Raw genomic sequence first — 17659 nt, 5'->3', positions numbered from 1 at the left:
CGTCCGTGTAGAGAATGACGCCGCCGGATAGTACGACGGGAATTCCCAGTGAGAAATGCATGTGATGTTTTTTCGGCCCCTCTATTGCGAGCAGGAGAGACGAGATCACCAGCCCCGAATACAGCAGTTTGAGAGAGAGCGGTTGTGACGGCTCGTAGAGAATAGCGGTACTCGCTAGAAGGAACAGGGAAGCCAAGATATGAGGGAAGCGTACCGCGTTCGGAACCATCTTTTTGATATTGATGTCGTACTTTCAGATATTAAACCGCTCCTATAGAGAATGTCGATTATTCTATCAGCAGTATAGCGATGAGACCGGAGAGCGCGCCGACGGTGTCGGCTTCCCCGTGGAAAATGTCAGAATCGCTCTCGAGCCAACCATCAGTGACTCCATTCTCCGGTGACGGTGCCCTTTTGACGCCGCTTCCCCACCCACCGGTATGGAACTCAACGGCGTGGCGGACCTACCCGAGGTCCGCCCCGGCGACGACATCGCCGCCCTCGTCGCGGATCGGGCCGCCCTCGAGCCCGGCGACGTACTCACGGTCGCGAGTACGATCGTCTCGAAGGCCGAGGGTCGGACGGCGGATCTCGAGGACTATCCCGTCAGCGGGCGAGCCGAGGAGATCGCCGACCGGATCGAATCGGTCGCGGGCGAGGAGAAGGACCCGCGGTTCGCACAGGCGGTCATCGAGGAGAGTTCGGAGCTGCTGATCGACTGTCCGTTCCTGCTGGCCGAGACGCGCTTCGGCCACATCGCGCCGAACGCGGGGATCGACCGCTCGAACGTGCCCGATCACGACATCCTCCTGTTGCCGCGCAAACCAAGCGAGAGCGCCGAGCGGATCCGCTCGGGGCTCGCGGAGCGGGGCTACGAGGACGTCGGCGTCGTGGTGACCGACACCTGCGGGCGACCGTTCCGGCACGGACAGACCGGCGTCGCGATCGGCTGGGCCGGACTGCCCGCCAGCCGGGACTGGCGCGGCGAGGCGGACCGGGACGGCCACGAACTCGGCGTCACCGTCCAGTCGGTGATCGACGAACTCGCCGCCGCCGCGAACCTCGTGACCGGCGAGGGCGCGGGCGGGACCCCGGCTGTCGTCGTCCGCGACTGGGAGTTCGGCGACCACGAGGGGAGCGACGAACTCTTCCGGTCGGTCGACGACGACCTGATTCGACAGGCGCTGCGGGAGTGGAGGGTCGACGCATGAGCGACGACTCGAGCCAACCGACCTGGGGGATCGAACTCACGCCCGAACACCCGCCCGAGCGGCTCGCCGATCTGGCCGGGCTCGCGGAGGACGAGGGGTTCGACGTCGCGTTCGCGAGCGGCCACTACTTCAACCGCGATCCGTTCGTCGTCCTCTCGCGGATGGCCGACGCCACCGACGACCTGCAGCTTGGCCCGGGCGTCGTCAACCCCTACGAGACCCACCCCGTGAAACTCGCCTCACAGACCGCGACGATCGACGAGGTCAGCGACGGGCGGGCGGTCTTCGGCGTCGGTGCCGGCGATCGCTCGTCGCTGTCGAACCTGGGTATCGAGCGCGACAGCCCGCTCCGGCGCGTCCTCGAGACGTTCGACCTCGCGCGGGACCTCTGGGACGGCGAGACGGTCACCCACGAGGGGACCTTCACCGCGCGGGACGCCTCGCTGAACCTCGAGCCGGCCGGGGAGATACCGGTCTACGTCGGCGCACAGGGCCCGCACATGCTCCGAATGAGCGCGAAACACGCCGACGGCGTGTTGATAAACGCCGCCCATCCGCGGGACCTCGAGTGGGCCGCGGGGCAGGTAGAACAGGGGCTCGCGGAACGGCCCGACGACTACGGCGACTTCGAGTCGCTCGCGTTCGCCAGCGTCAGCGTCGCCGCCGACGAGAGCGAGGCACGCGAGGCCGCCCGGCCACCCGTCGCCTTCATCGTCGGCGGGGCCGCCGAGCCGGTCCTCGAGCGCCACGACATCGACCGGGAGGCCGCGAGCGCGGTGAGCGAGTCCCTCGAGCAGGGTGACCTGCCCGAGGCGTTCGGCCGCGTCACGCCGGCGATGATCGACGCCTTCTGTATCGCCGGGACGACCGAGACGGTCGCCGACCGGTTCGGGGCGGCACTCGAACACGTCGACGGGATCGTCGTCGGTTCGCCACTGGGGCCGGACCTCGAGGACGCGGTCGAACGGGCGAGCGAGGCGCTGGCGCGGGTGAGTACCGACGGCTGAAAAGCGATTCGCAGTCAGTTCGCGGTAAAGAGGTCACCGACCGCGCCGAGGGTGAGCGCGCCGAAGACGGCCAGCGAGAAGACGACGAGGAGGCCACCGATCAGGACCAGCAACGGCGCGAGCCCGTCCCCCGCAGCGACGTCACTGAAGAGTTCGGTCATCTCGGTGAGGTTGTCCACGACGATGTTCGACGGTGTGATGGTGTCCATATGCGGGGGTTGTTATCGGGGCTACTTGTCCGTGCCGGTCCCGCCCGGCCGGTCGACCACACAGCATCGTCGGAGCGATTAAGCCGCTCCCGCTCTAACATCGGCCCGTGACTGAGGACGCGACGCTCTCGGCGTTCGGCGACGAGGAAACGGCCACCGAGTCGGGCGGCGACGGGGCCGGAGCCGAGACGGAGTCAGGGAGCGACGACGCGAGTCCCGGCGATGGGGCGAGCGTCCGCTCGACGTACGCGTGGGGAACGTACACGTGCAGCCACTGTGAGACCGCGGTCGACCGGGTCTGGCGCGCGGACGGCGACCTCGTCTGTCCGGACTGCAAATCATGGTAATCGGCGACTGCCGGCGGTAACGACCGGCTTCTTGGGGGTGTCCTGCGGGCGGGCTCCCGAAGTTTTATATCTTCGTCGCGGCTTTGTACACGTGCAATGGCGAAAGGTACGGTCGACTTCTTCAACGACACTGGCGGCTACGGCTTCATCGAAACTGACGACGCGGACGAGGACGTGTTCTTCCACATGGAGGACATCGGCGGTCCTGACCTCGAGGAGGGGCAGGAGCTGGAGTTCGAGATCGAGGAGGCCGAGAAGGGGCCACGCGCGACTAACGTCGAGCGGCTCTAGGTCGTCCCGAACGGAGGTATCGTTTTCCGACTGCTAGCCGGATAGCTTCGGCACCGTCGATCAACGGGTTCGAGCGACGATCGGTCGACCGGCCGCCGATACGTCTCATACGAGTATTAATTCCCGTGACACAAAACATATGTCTCGGAGCGCCGGATGTCGTAGTAACGGCCGAGTCGCCCGCCTCCCCGCGGCCAGTGACGAGAGTATGACCGATGCCAATCCGACGCCGGACGCGAGTACCGATCCGCCGACCGACGGCGATACCCTCCGGATCGACACCGTCGAACGGCTCTGTGACGACATCGAGCGAAACGTCGCCGACGTCATCGTCGGGCACGACGACGCCGTCGAACACGTCGTCACCGCCTTGCTCGGCCGCGGCCACGTCCTGCTCGAGGACGTGCCGGGAGTCGGCAAGACCATGCTCGCGCGCTCGATCGCCAGATCCGTCGACTGTTCGTTCAGTCGGGTCCAGTTCACCCCCGATCTCCTCCCGACGGACGTGACCGGCGTCAACGTCTTCAACCAGAAGACCCGCGAGTTCGAGTTTCAGCCCGGCCCTGTCTTCGGCAACATCGTTCTCGGCGACGAGATCAACCGCGCGCCGCCGAAGACGCAGGCGGCCCTGCTCGAGGCGATGGAGGAGCAGCAGGTCACCACCGACGGCCGGACCCGCGAGCTGCCGACGCCGTTTACCGTGATCGCCACCCAGAACGCCGTCGAGCCCAACCGGACCTACGAGTTGCCCTTCGCCGAGGTCGATCGCTTCATGAAGAAGCTCCGCCTGGGCTATCCCGACCCCGACGAGGAGGCCGAACTGCTCGGCCGGACCGTCGGCGATCACCCCATCGAGTCCCTCGAAGCGGTGACCGACCGCGAGACCCTCGTCGCCGCCCGCGAGACCGTCTCGACGGTACAGGTCGCCGAGCCGGTCCGGGAGTACGTCACGCGGCTGGCGGCGTACACCCGCGAGAACGCCCACATCGGCGTCAGTCCCCGCGGGACGATCTCGCTGCTGCGGGCGGCCCAGGCCCGGGCGGTCACCAACGGTCGGGAGTACGTGATCCCCGACGACGTCGAGACCGAGGCGCGGGTCGTCATGGGCCATCGGATCAAGACGAACGGTCGCGACCGCGACGGTATCGCGGTCGTCGAGGACGCACTCGAGCGCGTCCCCGTCGAATGAGACTCACGCGCCGCGGCTGGGTCGCCGTCGCCGTCGTCCTCGCGGCCGCCGCGATGAGCTGGCGGTTCGGACCGCGTGCGTTGAACGCCGTTGTCGTCCCGCTGCTCGTCGTCCTCCTCGCCGGCACCGTCGTGGTCGCCCGCGCCGAACGGCCCCGCGTGACTCGCCGTCCGCTCGCCGAGGGGTTCATCGGCGAGGAACGAACGGTTTCGGTCGCGATCGAAACCGACGGGGCCGTCGCAGCGACGGTATCCGATACCGTCGGCGACGGCCTCTCGGCGATCACGGCACCCCACGCCGAGATGACCCTCGACGGTGAGGCGACGTTCGCCTACGACCTGCGGCTCGAGGCGCGCGGCCGCCATCGGGTCGGGCCGCTCTCGATCGTGGTCAGCGACGTCGTCGGCCTGGTCGAACGGCGGTTCGAATACGAGGAGACGGCGACGGTCCTGGTCTATCCCCGGGTTCGGGCCCTCGACGGCGGCCCCGCGGTCGATCGGCGGACGCTCGCCAGCGTCGCCGACCGACGGACCCGCGAGGAGTTCGACCATCTCCGGACGTACCAACGGGGCGATCCGATGGCCGACGTCCACTGGAAGAGCGCGGCCAAACGCCCCGACGAGGACCTCGTCGTCACGGAGTACGCCGACGACGACGCGGTCGGTGCCATCACGATCGCCGCCGATTACCCGACCGACCGCGAGGACGGGGTCGACGAGATGGCGTCGGCCGCCGCCAGCGTCGCGACCGCCCTCCTCGAGCAGGGGGCGACGGTCGGGCTCGTCACGCCCGACGCGACACAGCCACCGGGAACGGGCCGTGCCCATCACCGGGACCTGCTCGGACTGCTCGCCGTCGCCGAACCGGGTGAACTCCCCGAAGAAGAGCGCCGAGACGCCGACGTCGTGGTCCGGACCGAGTCGACCGGGACGACGATCACGGTCGACGGCCGGGAGATCCCCTTCGATCGGCTGTTCGGCACGGATCGTTCGGACCGGATGGGAGACGACGGGCCGGTCGATCCCGACCCCGGCAATCGATCGGGGGTGAGCGTATGAGGACGGAGACCGCGAGCCACGCCGGCGAGCGGACAGTCGCGATCGATACCGACGGGACGGTCGATGTCGCCCGCTGGCTGGCACTCGGCTGTGTCTTGGTCCTGACGGCGTCGTACGTCTCGGTCCTGTACGGCGTGACACAGGTCGTCGGCGGTAGTCGATCACTGCTGGCGATCGTCGGCCTGAGCCTCGCCGCGGCGACGGTCCTCGCGGGGCTGATCCGCCCACGGACCGCGGCGATGGTCGCCGCGGTCGGGGCCGGGATCGGGTTCGCCTACTACTTCACGTCGGCCGGCGTCGAACTCGGTACCGTTCTCACGGCGACCGACCAGCTCGTTTCCGATACCGTCGCGCTCGCGACCGGGCTCCCGTTGCTTCGAATGGTACAGGCGGGGACCTGGACGCTCGGGTTCGCGCCCGCCCCCGTGTTCCTCTCGTGGTATCTCGCCGCCCGGGGCCGGTACGCCGCCAGCGTCGTCCCCGGCGGCGCGGCGCTGGGCTTTCTCGTTCTGACCGGGGACGCGGGGACACCGGCCGCGCTCGCCGGCACTCTCGCAGCCATCGGTGCCGTCGCCTTCGGCGACCTCCGCCACCGTGGCGGCTCGATCGCACAGGCGGACCTGCTCGCGGTCCTGTTCGCGGTGACCGTCGCGCTCTCGCTGTCGGTCTCGGTCGTCCCCGGCGAGCCGACGGGGCCGACACACCTGACACAGGGCGAACCCGGGACCCTCGAGGCGACGATCGACTCGGCACCCCAGCGCTCGGGGATCTCCGGCCAGGTCGATCTCTCGCCGGAAGTGCGCTTTACCGTCGAATCGGACGAGCCCGCCTACTGGCGGACGGGAGTCTACGACCGGTTCACCGGCGACGAGTGGGTCCGGACGGGACAGGACGAGCGGTACGACGGACGGCTGGCTTCGCCACCCGACAGCACCGAGACCGTCAAACAGACCGTCACCGCCGAAACGGAACTCGGGATCATGCCCGTCGCACCCCAGCCGGTCGAACTCGGCGGCGAGATCGCGCGGCGGACGACCGTCTCCAGACACGGCCAACCCCGACCCGAAACGCCACTCCAGCCGGGCGAGAGCTACACGGTCGAGAGCGCTGTCGTCGACCCCAGCCCGGCGGCGCTTCGAGCCGCGGGAACCGACTACCCGGACGGAATCACCGACACGTACCTCCAGACGCCCGAAGACACCTCGAGCGCCTTTGGCGGCCGAACCGACGAGATCACTGCCGGCGCCGACACCCCCTACGACAAAGCGGTCGCGATCGAGGACGCCCTCGAGTCGACGAAGCGCTACTCGCTCGAGGTGTCCCAGCCCTCGGGCAACGTCGCCGAGAAGTTCCTGCTGGAGATGGATGCGGGCTACTGCGTCTACTTCGCGACGACGATGACCCAGATGCTCCGTGAAGAGGGGGTTCCGGCCCGCTACGTCACGGGGTATACGACCGGCCAGCAGGTCGACGACGACACCTACGTCGTTCGCGGGCTCGACGCCCACTCCTGGGTCGAGGCCTACTTCCCCGACCACGGCTGGGTCCGGTTCGATCCGACGCCGAGCAGTACTCGGAGCGACGTCCACACCGACCGCCTGCAGGAGGCCCGCGCAAACGGGAACGACGACGCCGACACCGACGAGAGCGCCGACGTGCCAATCGACGGGAACGATCCCGGAACGGACGAGGAGCCGCGAGATGGGGACGGATCCGACCCCTTCGACGGGAACGGAACCGAACCGAACGACCCGTCCGACGTGCAGGAGCCCCAAAACGACACGGAACCCGAGAACAACGCTACGAACGACACCGATGACCCCGAGACGTCGTTCAACGGCACCACCGTCGACGGCGGGGACGAGCGATCCTGGCTCGAGCGCCTCTCGGCGATCGCACGCGAGTCGGTCGCGCTCGGGGTGGTGGCGCTCGTCGGCCTCGCTGCGGGGGCGCGTCGGACCGGCGCGCTGGCGCGACTCCGGCGCGGGGTCGGCGTCTACTGGCACGGCCCCCGGCGCGATCCCGACCGGGACGCCGAACGCGCGTTCGAGCGCCTCGAGCGCCTGCTGGCTCGACAGTACCGGCCCCGACGACGCTCGGAATCGGCCCGGGCGTATTTGACGGCCCTTGCCGCGGCCGCCGCCGAAGGCGAGCCACCGACGGATCCGCGCCTCGAGCGCGTCCTCGAGGCCTACGAACGGGCGACCTACGGCGGGGGCGTCGACAGGGCGGAGGCCGACGCAGCGATCGCAGTCGTCGACGATCTCGCCCGGGATCGGCTCCCGGTGATCGGCCGTCGAGAGTGACAGCGTCTCCGGGAGTCCACGGTCAGATGATTCCGGAAGCGGGGAGAGCGACCGCGATTTCCCCGCGTCTCCGGCTCGCCCCTTCAAAAAGAACCACGCGAAGGCATGCGGGTCCCGATAGTGTTTAATATGCCCGTTTCATACCAACGAACGTAATGTCGGAAGTCTGCTCGACGTGCGGGCTGCCCGAGGAACTCTGCGTCTGCGAGGACGTGGCCAAGGGCCAACAGCAACTCAACATCCGCATTGACGAGCGCAGATACGGGAAAGAGGTAACGATCGTCGAAGGATTCGATCCGAAGGACGTCGATCTGGACAGTCTCTCGTCGGATCTCAAATCAAAATTCGCCTGTGGTGGCACCGTCGAGGACGACCAGATCGAACTCCAAGGCAACCACACCGGCCGCATCGAGGAGTTCCTTCGGGACCGCGGCTTCAACGTCGCCTGATGCCCGCGATGCTCTGAGACGACTTCCGAACCCACGACCGCGTCGCCGCTTCAGTATCCGTTTTTCGCGTCGCTCCACTGAGAGCCACCGCTATCGGTCGAGTCGAGACGATCGAGACCGCGTTAGAAGGGCGATTCCCGCTCGGCCTCGTCGTCCTCGCCGTCGTCCTCGCGGACGAGCCCGAACTTCATCCCGTACTTGTCCAGCCCGCCCGCCATGCTCTCGACGCGAGCGTCGGCAGTCCCCTCGTAGGTGCCGATGAGCTGGGCCGCCTGGACGCTCGCCTTCCCGTGTGGACAGACCGTGACGATGTGATCCTCGCCCTCGAGTTCCTCGAGCCGGTCCATGAGCCGATCGAACGGAATGTTCTCGCTGTCGGGGATGTGGCTGTGGTCGAAGCTCCGCTCGTCGCGGATGTCGACGATCCGAACGTCCGCGTCGTCCTCTACGAGTTCCTTGACCTCATCCGGGGAGATTTCGCCGTCCATTACCGGAACGATAGGCGTCGACGCGAATAAGAACCGGGGTTTGGGCCCTCGACGGCCCGACAGATCCCCGGCAATCGCCCGTCGTACCGATTTCGACGGGCCGTCTCAGAGGACGCCGTCTTCCTTCGCCAACAACAACCCCGAGAGGGTCGCGTCGTTCGTCGGTCCCTCGCGGACGCGCTCGAGCGCCTCGCTCACCGGGATCGTCCGGACGTCGAGGAACTCGTTGGTGTCCAGTTCCCGCTCACCCGGCTCGAGTCCCTCGGCGTAGACGATTCCGCGGTCGTGGCGCAACACGCCCGTCGCGACGGCGTACTCCTGTAGCAGGGCCGTACTCGAGGGCCGGAAGCCGGTCTCCTCCTCGAGTTCGCGGGCCGCCGCCGTCGTGTAGGACTCGCCGTCCTCGACGATCCCCGCCGGTAACTCGAGATGCGTCTCGCGGATCGTCGGCCGGTACTGCTCGACGAACAGGAGGTGATCGCCGTCGCCGTCCGCGTCGGCGAGAACGCTCCCGTCGACCCGCGCGACCACGACCACCGCGTCCGGCAGCTGGGCCCAGTAGTAGCGCTTTTCGGTTCCGTCGGGCTGTTCGAGCAAGTCGTAACCGCCGTCGTACCAACTCGTCTCGTACTCGGTTCGCTCCTCGAGCAACGCCCACTCGTCGGGTACAGTCATCGGCTACCACTGCGGACTCGAGGCCGTAATAGATGGTCGTTCGTCGAGCCACGAACCGTCTCAGGACCGGTCGACTACGTCCCGGTACACCCGCCCGAACGCCTGCCGACGGAGCGTCGCGACCGCCGCCTCGGGCTCGTTCTGGAAGGTCGCGGCGACGGCCGTACCGTCCGGTCCCGCGTGCCAGACGACGCGGTCGACGTCCTCGTGGCCGACTTCAGTCACCTCGCCGTCGTACCCCTCGCGCCACTCCTCGTACTCCTCGCGAGATCCGACGTGAACCTCGAGTAGATTGGCGAAGAGAGCGTCTCGAGCCGTTTCGACGACGTCGCCGGTGACCCGGTCGTCGTACTCCTCACGATCGAATTCCATGGCCTTCGCGACCTCGCGGACGACCGTCTGTGCCGCGGGCCCGACCGACTCGTAGCGTTCCCGCGCCTCGGCGGCCGACTCGAAACTGAACGTCCCCTCGGAGTGCATATTCGGACGGTCGACCGACTGGCAGTTACGCGTTTTCGTTCCCGTCGGCGCCGTCCGCCGAGTCGGCCCCCTCGTCCCCGTCCGAGGTCTGCATCTCGCGGGTCAACTCGGCGGCCTCCTGCAGAACGCCCGCCGCTTCGGCCGTCAGGTCGCCGCGACCGGGGCCGCGGCTCTGTCGACTCACCGCCCCCTCGAGCGAGTCGGGACGGCCCGGTTCGCGACCGTGGCCGTGATCGTGACCCTCGAACGCCGGCGTGTCGATCTCCTCGGCGTGCGGACTGACACGCGCCCCGAGTTCCTCGGGGCTACAGTCGGCCCAGTCGGGCGCGTACTCCTCGAGCCACTCGCGGTGTTCCTCGCGGCCCAGCGACGCGGTGATCGCGAGATGGTTCGCGAGATGGACCGCGTCGGCCTCCTCGGCGTCACAGACCGGACAGGCGTATCCCATATCTATTCATTGGAACCGGAACTCTAAAACGCCGTCCCCTTGCTCCGACTCAGGGACGTGACCACGGTCGGTCAAGAGTTGACCAGTCGATCCCCAACCGACCAGTTTGTTTCATCTAGAAAAGTTTTATACTATATTACAATAATGGAGTTTGTAAGTGATTGATGAGTGGTGTCATGAACCCACTGATTTATAACATTGATTTCCTCAAGCTGTACAGCGGACGAATAATTACGAACATCGGGGACAGTTTCTACTTCATCGCGTCGATGTGGCTGGTCTACGAAGTGAGTGGATCCGGATTTCTCACCGGCGTCGCCAGCGCAGCATTTTTTCTGCCGACCACGCTTCAGTTCGCTATCGGACCCCTCGTCGATCGGGCAGACATCCGCTCCCTCTTGGGAGCGAGCCAGTTCGTTCAGGCGGTCGTGGTTCTGCTTGTTCCGATTTCGATCTGGGCGGGCGTCTTTTCCGTCTGGATCATCCTGGCCATCCTGCCGACGCTCGCGTTCCTGAATCAGGTCACAGGACCAGCACAGACGAAGGCGCTACAGAGAATCACAAGCGAATCACAGTACACTAGCGCGAGTTCAGCGTTCGCAACCGCCTCCGAAGCGATCGATTTCGTTGCCAACGCGATTGGTGGGCTCCTGATCGCATTCATCGGAGTCACCGCCGTTTACCTCGTCGACTCTCTCACGTTCGTCCTCGCCATGGTTCTGTTCCTCAGTATCCGTGATCTGGACGTCGAGACGGACTCATCCCCAAACAATACGCTCGATCTTTCAGGATATCTCGAGGACCTGCGAGAAGGATTCGAGTTCTTGCGCTCGTCGGTGATATTCCCGCTGATGATCCCGGCGATCGTCGCGAATCTGGCGATTGGAGCCACCGCCGCGATACTTCCGGCGTTTGCTGCCGAACATGGGTCTGCGATATCGTACGGATTCCTCTATAGCGCGATGGGTGCGGGAATGCTGATAGGGTCTATCGTGACTCCGTTCCTCAAAGAGCGTCGGTCCGGGATCACGGTTATCTGGACGTTCGGCTGCAGTACCATCGCTTGGGTTCTCTCTATGATCGTCCCCTGGACAGTAGTCACGGTCGTATTGTTCGGTATCGCTTGGATCTCACCCGGAATCTACAACGTCATCGAAGATACGATTCTCCTCAAGACGGTTCCGGAGGACACCATCGGTCGCGTTCGATCGTTCACGATGAGTATCTCGATGCTCTCACTACCGATCGGCTCCCTACTCGGTGGTATGGTCGTGAGCGTTATCGGGACTCGACCGACGCTGCTTGCGCTCAGTGCCGGCTTCGGGTTCGTTGCCGTGTTCTTCGCGGCTCATTCGGAACTCCGCCGACTGGACTCGCTAACTGCGATCAAACATACGGCCGGCTGAATCTCAGCGCCGGCAAACACCGTTCCATCCCGGTTCTCGCATCACCGATCGGCGGGAGGGTGAATTCTCACCGGTGAGGCGGAGTTTCGTGACTCGCTACCGCCGGAGTGGTTCCACACCGCGATCGGTCGTGGCGACGCCGGACTCACGGTGACCGCTGCAGGACGCGGAATCGCTCGGCATCACCGTTGACCGTGGCTACCGTGTCGACCGGTTCGAATTCGAGCTGACGATAGAAAGGGACTAGCCCGTCCCGACACGCCAGCTGCTGCACTGACACGTTCGCAACCGCGGGATGTTCAACGACTTCGCTGATGAGCCGTTTGCCGATCCCCTGTCGACGGTGGTCATCACTCACGATGACATCGTAAATCTTCGCGTAGTACGTCCGGTCAGTGAGTACCCGGGCTGCCGCGACGAGCGTATCGGTCTCGACGTCGACGAGACCAACGACGAGATCGCTGTGTTCAACGGCCCGTTCGACATCGGCGAGTTCGCGGTGTTCCCAGCCGGAAAACCCGGTCAGTAACCCGTGAAGTTCCTCGACGCGTGACCGCGAAAAGTCCTCGATCGGTTCGAGATTCATTCGTTCGGTTATCCATTACCCTTGATATAAAATATAGGAAGATGACAGCTACACGAACTCCGACTCGAGGTCTTCGATGGCTTCGATCGGATCGGTGCCCTGTAGCGTCGTATGAATAGTCGACGTGTACGTGTTCCCGTCGAGGTTACCACTTTCGGTAACAACGCGGTATTGCGTGTCCGTGAACGGATGTCGAAGTTTTTCGGGTTCGAGGTCTGTATACTCCGAATCGAGTCGCGTCTCGAGGTTCAGATTTTCATCGCGGGAGAGCGTGAGATCACCGACACCCGCGACCCCAGCCTCGGTCGGTTCGAGTTTGACGAAATAAGAGGAATGGCCGATCATGTCCTCGGGGAGGTCAGCCTCACCGTCAACGCGGACGTCCATCGAGAGGCAGTCGGCACCGTACGTCGATTTAGCGCCGACCTTCAGCGAGACGTCGTCGGCGGTAATCGTTCGAGTGGACTCGTAACCGGTGACGCCGCGCTCTTCCATGTTCATCGCACCGTTTCGGGTGGAAGCGACGCCCACGCAGGACGAGCTGATCGCCAGGGTTGCGATGGGCGTCGGATACAGTCCGTCCGGAATCTCACTGAAGTGAATCGAGGCCTGATACACACCGGGTGAGACGATTTTCCCGACCCCGTCCATCTCGAACGCAGTATCGTTCACTTCACCGGTTCCACCGATATTGATTGCGATTGGTAGGTCTCCGGCACTAAACGCGTCTAACGCTGTCGAATTCTCTATCGACATGCGTTTTCATCATACCTTCCCACCGTAATAACTATTGCCGAACCAGATATTATCCGTAATTTCGAAATGAGTATTTTATGTGTGGACTTAAGTTAGTTATATGTTTTCCGAGATGGATTAACTTTATACTCTGTTGTTGAAGACGTGGTGGTACCGGTATGAACGATCCAGACGAACTAACCGACGATGTCCGACACGTCGAACGCGCCCTCTCGTTACTCTCTTCCCGCCCTGTCCGTGATACGCTCTATACGCTCTGGGAAGCGTCCGGAGTTCAACTCACCGAGGATGAACTCATCTCAGCTGTTCCCCACTCGACCGAGACGGTTCGAGACTGCCTCGAAGACCTCGAGAACGTCTACGTCTACGCGCCGGAACAGGATATGTACAAACTTCTCCCGTCCGCTAATCTCCTCTTTCTACGGTATCTATCGCTGTTCTCCGAAGAGAATGTGACAATGAATACGCGATCAGTCAATGGATCCTGTGGACGGTGTGACGGTGAACTCGTCGGTGCGTACGAGGATCAGGTTCTCACAATCAAGTGCAACGCCTGTGACTCGCTCCTCTACCACCTTGCCTTTCCCCCGACGGAGGTAGCTCATCGCGATCCAGACGGCGTATTCGAAGCGTTCGAGAAACGAACTCGGGCGCAATTATGGCTGGTGGCGAACGGAATTTGCAGATGGTGTGTCGGACCGACTTCGTTCGAGTTAGTGGACGCCGAAACGGATCTCGAAGAAGACGCAGAACTCGCACACGATGTCTTCGTCAAACACGTTTGCGATCGATGCGGATCGTATATCCTGACGACCGTGGGGGAAATACTCTTGTTCCACCCTGCCGTCATCGCGTTCTATCACAACAACGGGATCGACATTCTGGATCGGCCTCTGTGGGAAGTGGACGTTTGCGTCGATCCGGAAGCGGTTTCGGTACGGTCGACAGGGCCGTGGTCGCTCACAGTCGAATTATCGTGTGGTGATGCGACTCGGCGGCTCGAACTCGATGAATCCCTCGAAATCACCGCGACACAAGACGAAGAACGATCTGTCAACCACTGATTTCGGGGGAGGGCCGTGCTACACTCCGCCGTTCACTCCACCTTCCGGATCATCACGATCGCGTCCTCGCCGTCGCCGTAGTACGCCGGCACCCGGCGGAGCGGCTCGAACCCGAACTCCCGATAGAGTCGTTTCGCCCCGTCGTTCGACCGGCGCACCTCGAGTTTGACCGTCCCTGCCCCCTGGGCCGCGAGGACGCCGAGCGATCGGGACAACAGTGCGGAACCGACGCCGGCACCGCGGTGGTCGGGATGGACGGCGATGTCCTTGACGTGACCCAGTGCGCGGCCGATCTGCTGGGTCACGTCGGCCACGATATAGCCAGCGATCTCGCCGTCGGTTTCGGCGACCAGAAACCCGGGATTACCGAGAAAGCGTTCGAAGGCGTCGTAGGGCCAGGGCTGGGAAAACGAGTCGTTCTCGATGCGAACGACCGCGAGCAGGTCCGCCCGCTCCGCGGGCCGGATCGATACCCGTTCGCCGTCCTCCGGCGCGAACGTCGTCACAACCAGAAGTTACACGCCGAACAGTAAAAGCCGTACGCGTCCCGGAAGCGAGCCGACGATACGACCGGCTCGAGCCGGGGCCGACCGCCTACTCCTCGGCGTCTTCGTCGTCCCCGTCGAAATCGGTCGTCGGTTCCGCGTCTTCGGTACCGCCGTACTGGGTCTGCTCGTCGTCCGCGGCGGCGTCGTCCGTCACGGGACTCACTCCGCTGGGATCGCACCCATCTCGAACTCCTCGGTCAATTCTTTCAACTCCTCGAGAGCTTCCTGTTCCTCACGGAGGTTCTGTTCGAGGAGATCGGCCGCCTCGTCCATCCCGAGCTGGTCGGCCAGCGGGATCAGGTTCCCGTAGGCCGCGATCTCGTAGTGTTCGGTCTTCTCGGCGGCCGCCATGTTGTGATAGTCCATCACCGCCTGGTCCGGCTCCATCGCCGTGAACTCCTCGTACTCCTCGAGCAGCCCTTCGACCCCTTCACACTCCTCTTTCTCCGGCGGCTCGCCGAAACTGTCGAAGACCTCCTCGAGCCGATCGATCTGTCCCTGTGTCTCCTCGCGGTGATCCCCAAACGCCTGTGCGATCTCGTCGCGATCGGTATTCGACTCCAGTTCCTCGAGCGCGTCGAGCAGCTGGTGTTCCGCGTGATAGATGTCCTCGAGGCCGTGTTCGAACAGGTCGTGGATCGTCTCCATACTCATCGTGAACCAGTCGCTCGTTCACCCGCCGGGCGAAAAAGCCGAGAGCCTGCGACGGCAGGCGCTCACGACTCCGTTTTCGTCGCCTCTTCGACCCGAGTCGCGTGTTTCTCGAGGTCCGCGGCCAGCGTCCGGGCCTGTTCGGCCGTCAACTCGAGATCCACCATATGCTTCGGGAGGTACTCCTCCGAGAGGTTGTCGAATTCGAACCGGAGCCGGACGCGCCCGGGATCCTCCCGATCGGCCGTCGCGTCGACGACGGCGACCGACTCCCACTCGAACGTCTCGCCCACTGCCTTCCCCTCGACGTAATCGAGCGTCGTGCGTTCAGTGACCGACAGCAATCGATCGGACATGTCAGTCGGGTCAATTCGCCGAGTCGACTTATACTACTCGTCCACCGTATCGATCTCGGGGTTCGGCCACCGCCTCCGAAGGGCCGGAACCGAACCCACTCACCGACCGTTCCATCCGGCCGCGTACCCACCGCGCGCGAGAGCTGCTGGGAGCCACCGCCCGACGGATCAGCCGGGTCGTCGACCTCGATCGAATGCCGAACAGTGCCAAAGCCACCAGCCCGACCACGAACCATCGACCAGAGACGGCGTTCGTGCCTCACCTACCGGCCGTTTTTGCCCCAAACGGCTCGAGAGAACTCGACGCCGACTCGGTTAGAAACGAGCGATACTGCGGCCGACGGTCCACGACGGCCGCCGCTCGGCCGCTGTCGAGATCCGGGAGTTCCCATCCGAGACGGCTATCGCTCTCGTTGTGACCGCCTAGACTCGCGTTCGTGGCCCCAGTGCGGAGCCGTTAGTTCCCCTTCCGCACTGGTGGTGACTCGAGCCACGGGATAAGACGAGTACATCATCGCCCCGCAGCACCACATCGCTCGGTGACTCACGATCGGTTTCGATCGACCGACCCGTCGGAGATAGCGGCATAATCACCCCATAAGACAGAGCGCGGGTATCGCTTGCAGCCGAAGCGATACTTATCCCGTCGTGGTCCAAAGGGGGTCCCATGACAGACGCAGCCGAATGCAAACCGGAGCTGCTCGAGCAGGAGACGAAAGAGCGCGACGACGCCCACCTCGACGACATCGAAGAAGGAGCCGGCTGTACGGAAATCTGGGAACACCTCGCCGAGAAGCGCGAAGAGTAGTGCGAGAATTTCGCCACGGCAACGACCTTTTTGACCGTCACTCCCGTATTCAGGTGCATGACTGACAACCGGTCCGGAGATCGTTCCTCCCGCCGCGGTGAAAACGGTCGTTCGATCCCAACGGACCGAGAATCACCCGTCGGCGCACCGGTCATCCGGGGCGACGAGTCGGTCGCGGGAACACACGCTCGCGAGGCCGTCCAGTTCGATCCCGAGGATCCCGAGAGCCTCGCGGACGCCGCCGAGATCGTCCGCCAGTTTGCAGGCGGTGCAACCAATGACGATCACCTGTACATGCTCCGCGGGGCAGCCGCCTGCGCGGCACTCGTTCGCGGCGAGGGATCCTACAAGGCAGCCGCCGAACGTGCTGGCGGCGAAGCGACCGTCTCCTTTATTCGGAAGTGGGCTCGAGTCCACGATCTGCCGCGCTCGGTACGTAAACAGGTCGCGATCGGACAAATCGCGCCGACAGCTGCCAAACACATTGCCCGCGTCGGCGGCGAAGCACGGCTGCTTCTGGCCTGGGCAACACTCGATGGCGACCTTACAGTCCGCGACGTCCGAAGCGTCGCCAGTATGATCAACGACGGCGACTCCATCGAACATGCCCTCGCGGATCACGGTGTTACCCTCGGCGAACTCAGTCTTACCCTCTCGCCAACGACCTATCGCGACCTCCGCCGTCGTGCATCGGTCGATGACGTCGATCCGGGCCGGATCGTCACCGAAGCACTCGAACAGTACTTCGAATAGCAGTCCCGCGCGACGAAGAAAGAAACGTTTAACCGCTCCTCACCGAAAGTAGGGAACACAGGGCCGGTAGCTCAGTTTGGCAGAGCGTCTGGCTTTTAACCAGACGGTCGCGTGTTCAAATCGCGCCCGGCCCGCTTCTGCGAGGAACAGTTCGTGACGAGCGGAGCGGGGATCGTGTGTTCAAATCGTGCCCGGCCCAGACTGTGAGGTGTTTTGCTACTAACAACTGGACCGACGGCTCTGTATGTAGAGTGATCGTAGTCTTCTGCGTGAAGCGAGTACGAGAGACCCGACTGTTCGAAGGAAATCACTCGTCATATGAACGGGTCGAACCGATAGCTGCCATCGTTGAAAACGGAAAAGCCAAGGGCCGGATTTGAACCGGCGGTGGGCGGCTCTGCAGGCCGCTGCGTTCGGCCGGACTCTGCCACCTTGGCGCGTTTTAGCGTTGTTACTGCGTTCGTTTAAGCATAGCGGTACGGATCAGCACTTGTATCGGATCGAAGTACGCTATAAATGCAGAAACCCCCGACGGCCACTGGAGTCCAGTGGCTGTTCGGGGGTGAAAGTGAG

Annotated in this window: 22 protein-coding genes and 2 tRNA genes; 13 read left to right on the top strand and 11 right to left on the bottom strand. The window is 64.1% G+C overall.

The window, feature by feature from the left end:
• Positions 1–440: 440 nt before the first annotated feature.
• Both ACERIM_RS04270 and ACERIM_RS04265 read left to right on the top strand, forming a co-directional pair.
• Positions 441–1211: a coenzyme F420-0:L-glutamate ligase gene (locus ACERIM_RS04270; RefSeq protein ID WP_373631429.1), complete on the top strand. Its 771-nt coding sequence runs from the start codon at positions 441–443 to the stop codon at positions 1209–1211.
• Complete coding sequence (locus ACERIM_RS04265; protein ID WP_373631427.1) at positions 1208–2218, top strand: 5,10-methylenetetrahydromethanopterin reductase; 1011 nt, start codon at positions 1208–1210, stop codon at positions 2216–2218. The genes ACERIM_RS04270 and ACERIM_RS04265 overlap by 4 nt, the downstream gene beginning before the upstream one ends.
• A 14-nt stretch (positions 2219–2232) precedes the next feature.
• On the opposite strand, the gene ACERIM_RS04260 is transcribed toward ACERIM_RS04265, so the two are convergent.
• Positions 2233–2427, bottom strand: coding sequence for a hypothetical protein (locus ACERIM_RS04260; protein WP_006648101.1), 195 nt, complete (start codon positions 2425–2427; stop codon positions 2233–2235).
• A gap of 107 nt (positions 2428–2534) precedes the next feature.
• Here ACERIM_RS04260 and ACERIM_RS04255 point away from each other — a divergent pair, with 107 nt between their 5' ends.
• From ACERIM_RS04255 to yciH, 6 genes are all read left to right on the top strand, one after another.
• The gene (locus ACERIM_RS04255; RefSeq protein ID WP_006648102.1) at positions 2535–2774 is read left to right on the top strand and encodes a hypothetical protein; all 240 of its coding nucleotides are present in this window, start codon (positions 2535–2537) and stop codon (positions 2772–2774) included.
• 96 nt (positions 2775–2870) lie between these two features.
• Positions 2871–3065, top strand: a complete 195-nt coding sequence (locus tag ACERIM_RS04250; RefSeq protein ID WP_006648103.1) for a cold-shock protein — start codon at positions 2871–2873, stop codon at positions 3063–3065.
• A 208-nt stretch (positions 3066–3273) separates the two neighbouring features.
• Entirely contained in the window at positions 3274–4254 is a 981-nt protein-coding gene (locus ACERIM_RS04245; RefSeq protein ID WP_373631424.1) for an AAA family ATPase, read from the top strand.
• Positions 4251–5312, top strand: coding sequence for a DUF58 domain-containing protein (locus tag ACERIM_RS04240; RefSeq protein WP_373631422.1), 1062 nt, complete (start codon positions 4251–4253; stop codon positions 5310–5312). The genes ACERIM_RS04245 and ACERIM_RS04240 overlap by 4 nt, the downstream gene beginning before the upstream one ends.
• The gene (locus tag ACERIM_RS04235; RefSeq protein WP_373631421.1) at positions 5309–7618 is read left to right on the top strand and encodes a DUF3488 and transglutaminase-like domain-containing protein; all 2310 of its coding nucleotides are present in this window, start codon (positions 5309–5311) and stop codon (positions 7616–7618) included. The genes ACERIM_RS04240 and ACERIM_RS04235 overlap by 4 nt, the downstream gene beginning before the upstream one ends.
• 155 nt (positions 7619–7773) lie before the next feature.
• Entirely contained in the window at positions 7774–8067 is a 294-nt protein-coding gene (gene yciH, locus ACERIM_RS04230; RefSeq protein WP_006180453.1) for a stress response translation initiation inhibitor YciH, read from the top strand.
• Positions 8068–8189: 122 nt separating this feature from the next.
• On the opposite strand, the gene ACERIM_RS04225 is transcribed toward yciH, so the two are convergent.
• The 4 genes from ACERIM_RS04225 to ACERIM_RS04210 all read right to left on the bottom strand — a co-directional run bounded on the left by ACERIM_RS04225 (position 8190) and on the right by ACERIM_RS04210 (position 10158).
• On the bottom strand, positions 8190–8555 hold the full coding sequence (locus tag ACERIM_RS04225; protein ID WP_373631420.1) for a rhodanese-like domain-containing protein: 366 nt from the start codon (positions 8553–8555) through the stop codon (positions 8190–8192).
• A 105-nt stretch (positions 8556–8660) separates the two neighbouring features.
• Positions 8661–9230, bottom strand: a complete 570-nt coding sequence (locus ACERIM_RS04220) for an NUDIX hydrolase (protein WP_373631419.1) — start codon at positions 9228–9230, stop codon at positions 8661–8663.
• A gap of 60 nt (positions 9231–9290) precedes the next feature.
• The gene (locus ACERIM_RS04215) at positions 9291–9710 is read right to left on the bottom strand and encodes a DUF5809 family protein (protein WP_006648109.1); all 420 of its coding nucleotides are present in this window, start codon (positions 9708–9710) and stop codon (positions 9291–9293) included.
• A gap of 25 nt (positions 9711–9735) precedes the next feature.
• Complete coding sequence (locus ACERIM_RS04210; RefSeq protein ID WP_373631418.1) at positions 9736–10158, bottom strand: DUF5810 domain-containing protein; 423 nt, start codon at positions 10156–10158, stop codon at positions 9736–9738.
• 164 nt (positions 10159–10322) lie between these two features.
• Here ACERIM_RS04210 and ACERIM_RS04205 point away from each other — a divergent pair, with 164 nt between their 5' ends.
• Positions 10323–11564, top strand: a complete 1242-nt coding sequence (locus ACERIM_RS04205) for an MFS transporter (protein ID WP_049905391.1) — start codon at positions 10323–10325, stop codon at positions 11562–11564.
• A gap of 145 nt (positions 11565–11709) precedes the next feature.
• Here the strand turns inward: ACERIM_RS04205 and ACERIM_RS04200 are convergent, their stop codons facing one another.
• Both ACERIM_RS04200 and ACERIM_RS04195 read right to left on the bottom strand, forming a co-directional pair.
• Positions 11710–12150, bottom strand: coding sequence for a GNAT family N-acetyltransferase (locus ACERIM_RS04200; protein ID WP_006648112.1), 441 nt, complete (start codon positions 12148–12150; stop codon positions 11710–11712).
• 48 nt (positions 12151–12198) lie between these two features.
• Positions 12199–12822: a hypothetical protein gene (locus ACERIM_RS04195; protein WP_006648113.1), complete on the bottom strand. Its 624-nt coding sequence runs from the start codon at positions 12820–12822 to the stop codon at positions 12199–12201.
• Positions 12823–13064: 242 nt separating this feature from the next.
• Here ACERIM_RS04195 and ACERIM_RS04190 point away from each other — a divergent pair, with 242 nt between their 5' ends.
• Positions 13065–13970, top strand: a complete 906-nt coding sequence (locus ACERIM_RS04190) for a hypothetical protein (protein ID WP_006648114.1) — start codon at positions 13065–13067, stop codon at positions 13968–13970.
• A gap of 32 nt (positions 13971–14002) precedes the next feature.
• On the opposite strand, the gene rimI is transcribed toward ACERIM_RS04190, so the two are convergent.
• From rimI to ACERIM_RS04175, 3 genes are all read right to left on the bottom strand, one after another.
• A complete protein-coding gene (gene rimI, locus ACERIM_RS04185; RefSeq protein WP_006648115.1) occupies positions 14003–14476 on the bottom strand; it encodes a ribosomal protein S18-alanine N-acetyltransferase in 474 nt (157 codons plus the stop codon).
• Between the two features lie 201 nt (positions 14477–14677).
• Complete coding sequence (locus tag ACERIM_RS04180; protein ID WP_049965583.1) at positions 14678–15172, bottom strand: DUF892 family protein; 495 nt, start codon at positions 15170–15172, stop codon at positions 14678–14680.
• A gap of 62 nt (positions 15173–15234) precedes the next feature.
• Positions 15235–15525: a DUF6360 family protein gene (locus tag ACERIM_RS04175; protein ID WP_373631416.1), complete on the bottom strand. Its 291-nt coding sequence runs from the start codon at positions 15523–15525 to the stop codon at positions 15235–15237.
• A 667-nt stretch (positions 15526–16192) separates the two neighbouring features.
• Here ACERIM_RS04175 and ACERIM_RS04170 point away from each other — a divergent pair.
• From ACERIM_RS04170 to ACERIM_RS04160, 3 genes are all read left to right on the top strand, one after another.
• On the top strand, positions 16193–16333 hold the full coding sequence (locus ACERIM_RS04170; protein ID WP_373631414.1) for a hypothetical protein: 141 nt from the start codon (positions 16193–16195) through the stop codon (positions 16331–16333).
• Between the two features lie 57 nt (positions 16334–16390).
• Complete coding sequence (locus tag ACERIM_RS04165) at positions 16391–17086, top strand: hypothetical protein (RefSeq protein WP_373631412.1); 696 nt, start codon at positions 16391–16393, stop codon at positions 17084–17086.
• A gap of 60 nt (positions 17087–17146) precedes the next feature.
• Positions 17147–17220: transfer RNA gene (locus ACERIM_RS04160), tRNA-Lys, on the top strand.
• Positions 17221–17447: 227 nt separating this feature from the next.
• Here the strand turns inward: ACERIM_RS04160 and ACERIM_RS04155 are convergent.
• Positions 17448–17523: transfer RNA gene (locus ACERIM_RS04155), tRNA-Cys, on the bottom strand.
• Between the last annotated feature and the right edge of the window lie 136 nt (positions 17524–17659).

The organism is Natrinema sp. H-ect1 (assembly GCF_041821105.1).
GTDB lineage: Archaea > Halobacteriota > Halobacteria > Halobacteriales > Natrialbaceae > Natrinema > Natrinema thermotolerans.
Note: the sequence above shows the minus strand (reverse complement) of the source record. Positions and strands in the feature narration are given on the sequence as shown.